Source organism: Pseudoxanthomonas sp. LjRoot204_2, assembly GCF_056175765.1.
Genome location: NZ_JBGFFG010000172.1, coordinates 1 through 6,977 on the forward strand (window position 1 = coordinate 1; position 6,977 = coordinate 6,977).

7 protein-coding genes are annotated in these 6,977 nt (G+C 68.1%); 5 read left to right on the forward strand and 2 right to left on the reverse strand.

Annotated features, from left to right (window positions below):
- A partial coding sequence (tsaD, locus tag AC04L7_RS09695; protein ID WP_475512907.1) for a tRNA (adenosine(37)-N6)-threonylcarbamoyltransferase complex transferase subunit TsaD occupies positions 1-766 on the reverse strand: 766 nt, incomplete at its 3' end.
- Positions 767-899: 133 nt separating this feature from the next.
- Here tsaD and rpsU point away from each other — a divergent pair.
- From rpsU to AC04L7_RS09715, 4 genes are all read left to right on the forward strand, one after another.
- A complete protein-coding gene (rpsU, locus tag AC04L7_RS09700; RefSeq protein ID WP_002808376.1) occupies positions 900-1,115 on the forward strand; it encodes a 30S ribosomal protein S21 in 216 nt (71 codons plus the stop codon).
- A gap of 110 nt (positions 1,116-1,225) precedes the next feature.
- Positions 1,226-1,672, forward strand: a complete 447-nt coding sequence (locus AC04L7_RS09705) for a GatB/YqeY domain-containing protein (protein WP_192274276.1) — start codon at positions 1,226-1,228, stop codon at positions 1,670-1,672.
- Between the two features lie 170 nt (positions 1,673-1,842).
- Positions 1,843-2,337, forward strand: coding sequence for a GNAT family N-acetyltransferase (locus AC04L7_RS09710; protein WP_296281351.1), 495 nt, complete (start codon positions 1,843-1,845; stop codon positions 2,335-2,337).
- A 58-nt stretch (positions 2,338-2,395) separates the two neighbouring features.
- Entirely contained in the window at positions 2,396-3,277 is an 882-nt protein-coding gene (locus tag AC04L7_RS09715; protein ID WP_475512908.1) for a YihY/virulence factor BrkB family protein, read from the forward strand.
- A gap of 46 nt (positions 3,278-3,323) precedes the next feature.
- Here the strand turns inward: AC04L7_RS09715 and dld are convergent, their stop codons facing one another.
- A complete protein-coding gene (gene dld / locus AC04L7_RS09720; RefSeq protein WP_435996081.1) occupies positions 3,324-5,024 on the reverse strand; it encodes a D-lactate dehydrogenase in 1,701 nt (566 codons plus the stop codon).
- A gap of 54 nt (positions 5,025-5,078) precedes the next feature.
- Here dld and dnaG point away from each other — a divergent pair, with 54 nt between their 5' ends.
- Positions 5,079-6,818: a DNA primase gene (gene dnaG, locus AC04L7_RS09725; RefSeq protein ID WP_435996079.1), complete on the forward strand. Its 1,740-nt coding sequence runs from the start codon at positions 5,079-5,081 to the stop codon at positions 6,816-6,818.
- The last annotated feature ends 159 nt before the right edge of the window (positions 6,819-6,977 follow it).

Genomic DNA, 6,977 nt, shown 5'->3' on the forward strand with positions numbered 1-6,977 from the left:
CGCACTTGATGGCCAGCGTGTCGACCACGGCATCCTCGAACCCGCGCGCGATGTCGGCCCGGGTCTGTTCCGCCTGGTCGCTGTCGCGCCAGGCCAGCAGCACCTGCGTCTTCAGGCCGGAGAAGCTGAAGTCCAGCCCCGGCCGGTCGGTCATCGGACGCGCGAACCTGAAGCGGCCCGGCGTGCCCTTTTCCGCCAGGGCGGCCAGTTGCGGACCGCCCGGGTACGGCAGGCCCATCATCTTGGCGGTCTTGTCGAAGGCTTCGCCGGCCGCGTCGTCGAGGGTTTCGCCCAGCAGGCGGTAGCGGCCGATGGCGTCCACCGCCACCAGCTGGGTGTGACCGCCGGACACCAGCAGGGCCACGAAGGGCGCATCGGGCGGGTCGTCTTCCATCAGCGGCGCCAGCAAGTGGCCCTCCATGTGGTGGACGGCCACGGCGGGCACGTCCAGCGCCCACGCCAGGGAACGGGCCACGCCGGCCCCGACCAGCAGGGCGCCGACCAGCCCCGGGCCGGCCGTGTAGGCCACGCCGTCCAGATCGCCGGTGGCCAGGCCGGCCTCGGCCAAGGTCTGGCGGATCAACGGCAGCAGCTTGCGCACGTGGTCGCGACTGGCCAGTTCCGGCACCACGCCGCCGTATTCGGCGTGCAGGGCGATCTGGCTGTAGACCGCATGCGCGCGCAGCCCGGCCGCGCCGGACAGGCCGGTGTCGTAGACGGCCACGCCGGTTTCATCGCAGCTGGTTTCGATGCCGAGGACTTTCATGAGGGGGATCTGGGGTTGCTGGAGGGCGGGGACAAGCCGGCGACACGCCGGGTGGGTTGCAGCGCCGGAGTCAGCCGCTATAATACGCGGCTCACCGGGCGTGCCCGGACCGTTTACACCACCGAGATTACGTATGCCCAGCGTCAAAGTCCGCGAAAACGAGCCGTTTGAGTTTGCGCTGCGTCGCTTCAAGCGCACCTGCGAGAAGGCCGGCGTCCTGGCTGAAACCCGCAAGCGCGAGTTCTACGAGAAGCCGACCCAGGAGCGCAAGCGCAAGGCCGCTGCTGCGGTGAAGCGTCAGCTGCGTCGCAGCTCGCGCGACGTCACCAAGCGCCAGCGCCTGTACTGAGCCGCGTCGCTTCGCAAGAAGCCGGCACGCGCGAGCGTCGCCGGCTTTTTGTGTTTTTGGCGTCTCACGACAGCGTGCCACGCCCCTCCCCCGTTCCCCCGGAGCACACCATGTCCCTGAAACAGCAGCTCACCGATGACATGAAGGCCGCCATGAAGGCCGGCGAGAAGGACCGCCTGGCGGTCATCCGCCTGATCAACGCCGCCATCAAGCAGCGCGAAGTGGACGAGCGGATCGAGCTGGACGACGCCGCCGTGCTGGCCGTGCTGGAAAAGATGGTCAAGCAGCGCAAGGACTCGGTCAGCCAGTTCGAGGCCGCCAACCGCGAGGACCTGGCCGCGATCGAGCGCGCCGAGCTGGCCGTGATCGATACCTACCTGCCGGCCAAGCTGGGTGAAGCCGAGATCCTGGCCGCCATTGATGCCGCCGTCGCCGAGACGGGCGCCACCGGCCCGGCCGACATGGGCAAGCTGATGGGCGTGCTGAAGCCGCGCCTCGCCGGCCAGGCCGACATGGGCCAGGTGTCTGCCCTGATCAAGAAGAAGCTCGCGGGCTGAATGCAGTTCGCGTTCGCGCGCGTGACGCACGCTATGCACCAGATCGTGGCGTTCTCGTAGAGCCGAGCTTGCTCGGCTCGACTCGGCTCCGCACGTCACCGACGACGTCATGGCCGGTCGAAAGCAGCGGAGCAAGCTCCGCTCTACGCACCACGCCGTACAATCGCGGCATGAGCAGTCCTGAGATCAACCTGCGACCCGCGACCCGGGCGGACATACCGCAGATCCTGGACTTCATCCACGGCCTCGCCGAGTACGAAAAGCTCGCCCACGAAGCCGTCGCCACGCCGGCCCTGCTGGAAGCGCACCTGTTCGGCGAACGCCCCGCCGCGGAAGTCGTGATCGCCGAGGTCGATGGCATGCCTGCGGGCTTCGCCCTCTTCTTCCACTCGTTCTCGACCTTCCTGGGCCGGCCCGGGTTGTACCTCGAGGATCTGTTCGTGCTGCCGCCCTACCGCGGGATGGGCCTGGGCAGGCGGTTGATGGTGCATCTGGCGCAGCTGGCGGTGGCGCGTGGTTGCGGGCGTTTCGAATGGTCGGTGCTGGACTGGAACGAGCCCGCCATCCGCCTGTATCGCAGCCTCGGCGCGGTGGGCCTGGACGAATGGACCGTGCAGCGGGTGACCGGCGATGCCTTGTCGGCACTCGCACGCCGCGACGCGTGAACATCAGGGCCACGCCGCCATAACGAACTGCTGACACGCCGCGCGCCACGCTCGGCACATGGAACATCCAGCCCCCTTCCGCACGCTGCGCGCACGAGCACGCACCGTCGGTGAACGTGCCAACCGCAGTCTGCCCGCCGCGCTGGTGCGGCGCTTCATCGAAGCCGACCTGATGACGCAGGCCGCGTCGCTTTCGTTCTACGCGCTGCTGTCGCTGGCGCCGCTGCTTATCCTGCTGCTTTGGCTGACCGCTTCGCTGTATCCACCGGCGCAGCAATCGCTGCTCGACCAGATCCAGCAGCTCGCTGGCCCCAGCGCCGGTACCGTGGCCGAAACGGTGATCCGCAACGCCAGCGACCGGCCGGATGTCGGTTCGCTGGCGGGATGGTGGAGTACGGCCCTGCTCTTCATCGGCGCCACCGTGGTGTTCGCGCAGTTGCAGGGCGCGCTCAACCTGATCTTCCGCACCGATGCGCAACGGCTCAACGGCGCGCTAGCCTGGCTCAAGAAACGCGTTTTCTCGCTCGGCGTGGTGCTGGCCATCGGCTTCCTGCTGGTCGTCTCGATGGTCGCCACGACGGCGCTACAGGTGGTGTTCGCGCGACTGCCATCGCTGCTGCCTGCACTGGGCTATACRACCACGCTGCTGCTGTACACGCTCGCGTTCGCCTTCTTCTACCACTACCTGCCGGACCGGCGCGTGGCATGGAAGCAGGCCTTCCTGGGTGGCGCCATCACCGCGCTGTTGTTCGCCGCCGGCCGCTACCTGATCGGGCTGTACCTGGCCGAAGCGGCGCCGGGCAGCGCCTACGGTTCGATKGGAGCGCTCGTGCTGTTGCTGGTGTGGATCTACTACGCCAGCGTGGTGTTCTTCGTAGGCGCATTGATCACGGCAGTGATCGATGAGCGGAAGCGTGCAGAAGCTAGCGGAAAGGAGTGAGAAGTGAGTGCAAGGCGGCGTTCGCTCCCTTCTCACTCCTCTCCACTCACTCCTTCCAGTCCGCCTGCCTGCTGGTCTGGCCGATGCCGGGATTGAAGGTATTCGTGGGATCCAGCATGCGGTAGAAGTCGGCCAACGCCGGCTTGGCACGGTACAGGTGGCCGACGTTGTGTTCGGCGGGGTACTCGGCGCCGCGCGCATCGAGCAGGTCCCACAGGCGGTGTTCCACCGCCAGCGGATCGACGCCCTTCCGCACGATGTAGTCCTGGTGGAACACGTGGCAGAAGAAGTGCCCGTAGTAGAGCCGCGCGACCATCGTCGTGGCCAGCGCCGCCGGCAGTGTCTCCACCCAGGCGCGGTCGTCGCGGCGCAGGGCGATGTCCAGTGCGACGATGTCCTCGACCTCGGCCGCATGCACCGCGCGATAGCGCACCGCCGCCCCGGCCACCGCGAAGCGCAGCAGGAACGCCTTGCGGCCCTCCTCCGCATCGCAGGCGAAGAAATCCCCCTCGCGGCCACCGAAGAACCCGTGCAGGAACGCGCGTGTCGCTTCTGCATCCCGCGTCGACACCTTCAGCAGCAGGTGGTGCTCGTAGCGGTCGCGGTACGCGCGCAGCCGCGGTGGCAGGTGGTCAGGCAGCTTCGCGGTGAACCATTGCAGCGCGCGATCCGCCAGCCCGTGCATGCCGAACCGTTCGCACACTCCGTCCACGCGGCTCTTCAGTGCGAACGCCGCAGGCACCTTGCCGGTCCCGAACCGGTCGATCAGTAGGAAGGTGTCCTTGCCATAGCGGTCGCCGATGTCGAAGGCGTCGCGGTGCAAGTATTCGCCGGCGATCGGCAGGCGCTCGAAGGCGGTCAGCAGATGACGGCGCACCTCGGTGAGGTCGTCCGGGTCGTTGCTGCCGATGTAGAACACCGACGCATCGTCCCGTTCGAACGTATCCAGCCGCACCGCAAACACCGCCAGCCGCCCCGCACAGCCCGAGGCCTCGTGCAGGCGCGAAGGGTCCGCGTTGTAGCGGGCGGGCGTGGGTGCGTCGACCTCGCGGACGTGGTCGGCATAGCAGGGGTCCGATGCGGCCTGCGCCGGATCGTGGACGATGGCATCGGCACCGTAGTCCCCGGCCTGCAGCCGCGACAGGATCTCTTCCGGTGTCTCGCCCAGCGCGATGCCGAGATGGTTCACCAGCCGCAGCACTCCGTCGTCGCCCCGCTGCGCGTACAGCGCCAGCTCGGTGTACGCAGGTCCGCGCCGCACCAGTGCGCCGCCGGAGTTGTTGCAGACGCCACCGAGCACGGAGGCACCGATGCACGAGGAGCCGATCACCGAATGCGGCTCCCGCCCGAGCGGCGCCAGCGTCTTCTCCAGCACATCCAGCGTAGCGCCCGGCAGGCAGACGACCTGGCGTCCTCCCTCCAGCAGCTGCACGCCGGTGAGGCGCCGCGTGCTGATCAGCACGATGCTCCGGTCGTAACCTTCGCCATCGGGCGTCGAACCGCCGGTCAGGCCGGTGTTCGCCGCCTGCATCAGCACGATGCGTCCCGCATCCACGGTCGCCTGCAGTACCCGCCACAGCTCCAGCAGCGTGCCCGGGCACGCCACCGCCAGCACGGGGCCGTCGCCGAACCGGTAGCCCTTGCGGTAGCGGCGTGTCGCGCGGGCGCCCGTCAGCACGTGCCTGCGGCCGACAACCTCGCGCAATCGCGCCAGCAGGGCGTCGTCTGGAATCGTCTCGAGCGGCATGGGCGCATGGTAGCGCGGCGGCTCGCCAGCCCGGCGTGGCATCCTATGCCCCGCATGGCCCGCATCCCCGACGCCTTCATCGACGAACTGCTCGCCCGGACGGATATCGTCGAGGTGGTGGGCGCGCGCGTCCCGCTGAAGCGCCAGGGCAAGGAATATTCGGCCTGCTGCCCATTCCACGATGAGCGCTCGCCGTCGTTCACGGTCTCGCCGACGAAGCAGTTCTACCACTGCTTCGGCTGCGGCGCGCACGGAACGGCGCTGTCGTTCCTGATGAACTACGACCGCCTCGAGTTCCTCGACGCGGTGGAGGAGCTGGCGCGCCGCAACGGCATGGAAGTGCCTCGCGAGACCCAGCAGCGCAACGAGAACAACGACACCCGCGACCTGTTCAATGCGCTGGAAGCGGCCGCGCGCTTCTTCCAGCGCAATCTGGAGGGCAGCGACAAGGCGAGGTCCTATCTCGACGGCCGCGGCGTGGATGCGGCGATCCGCACGCAGTTCATGATCGGCTATGCGCCGGACGGCTATTCGGCGCTGAAGGACGCGCTGGGCACCGACGATCGCCGGATGAAGCTGCTCGATCGCGCCGGCCTGTTCTCGAAGAACGACCGCGGCCACGTCTACGACAAGTTCCGCGACCGGGTGATGTTCCCGATCCACGACCGACGCGGGCGCGTGATCGCCTTTGGCGGTCGCGTGCTGCAGAAGGACGACGGCCCCAAGTACCTCAACTCACCCGAGACCGCGCTGTTCCACAAGGGCCGCGAGCTATACGGCCTGTGGCAGGTGAAGCAGGCCAACCAGAAGATCGCGCGCCTGGTGGTGGTCGAGGGCTACATGGACGTGGTCTCGCTGTTCCAGTTCGGGGTGAAGGAAGCTGTCGCCACCCTGGGCACCGCGACCACGCCGGAACACGCCGAGCTGCTGTTCCGCAATGCACCCGATGTGTACTTCTGTTTCGACGGCGACGCCGCGGGCCAGCGTGCCGCGTGGCGCGCGCTGGAATCGGTGCTGCCGCGCATGAAGGACGGGCGCCAGGCGTTCTTCCTGTTCCTGCCCGATGGCGAGGACCCCGACACCATCGTGCGGCAGGAAGGCGCGGCCGGTTTCGATGCGCGCCTGCAGCAGGCGACGCCGCTGTCGCAGTTCTTCTTCGACGAACTGGCCAAGGACATCAAACTGTCCACGCTCGACGGCAAGGCACGCCTGGCCGAGCGCGCGCGCCCGTTGCTGGCGCAGATTCCCGACGGCGCGTTCGGCGACCTGATGCGCCAGCGCCTGACCGAGATCACCGGTGTCGGCGCCGGCAGCGCAGGTACGCCGGTCGCCTCAGCCCCGCCAACGTCACGTCGCGCGGTACCCACGCAGGCGGGGCACACCAAACCGAGCCTCGTCCGCAGCATCATCGTGCGCCTGCTGCACAAGCCCGCGCTGGCGTTGTCCATCGAGTCGACGCACGGTTTTTCCGCATTGCGCCTGGCGGGCATGGACCTGTTGCTGGAACTGATCGACCTGGTGCATGCACGCCCCGACATCACCACCGGTGTGCTGCTTGAGCACTTCGCGGAACGCGACGAGGCCGCCGCCCTGCAGAAGCTCGCGATGCAGGACCTGCCCGGCGACGAGGACAGCTGGCGCCAGGAACTCCTCGACGCCGCCGTGCAACTGGAAAAACAGATGCTGCAGCAACGACTCGAGGAACTGCAGGCCAAGCAGCGCAGCCAGGGCCTGGACGAAACCGACAAGTACGAACTGCGCACGCTGCTGCAGGCCCGTATCGGCCGCCACTGAGGAGCCCACGATGATCCGCTTCGCTTCTTTGCTGTTCCTCCTCCTGGCGGGCTGCTTGTCGCTCGCCGCCCATGCCCGCGACTTCACCCAGCCGCAGCCCGGCCTGCACACGGGTGGCCAGCCATCGCAGGACGATCTCGTCCGCCTGAAGTCGCAGGG

What these genes read in the sequence shown, in the direction of transcription:
- rpsU (WP_002808376.1), top strand. Translation starts at nt 900, where the DNA reads ATGCCCAGCGTCAAAGTCCGCGAAAACGAGCCGTTTGAGTTTGCGCTG.
- AC04L7_RS09705 (WP_192274276.1), top strand. Translation starts at nt 1,226, where the DNA reads ATGTCCCTGAAACAGCAGCTCACCGATGACATGAAGGCCGCCATGAAG.
- AC04L7_RS09710 (WP_296281351.1), top strand. Translation starts at nt 1,843, where the DNA reads ATGAGCAGTCCTGAGATCAACCTGCGACCCGCGACCCGGGCGGACATA.
- dld (WP_435996081.1), bottom strand. Translation starts at nt 5,024, where the DNA reads ATGCCGCTCGAGACGATTCCAGACGACGCCCTGCTGGCGCGATTGCGC.
- dnaG (WP_435996079.1), top strand. Translation starts at nt 5,079, where the DNA reads ATGGCCCGCATCCCCGACGCCTTCATCGACGAACTGCTCGCCCGGACG.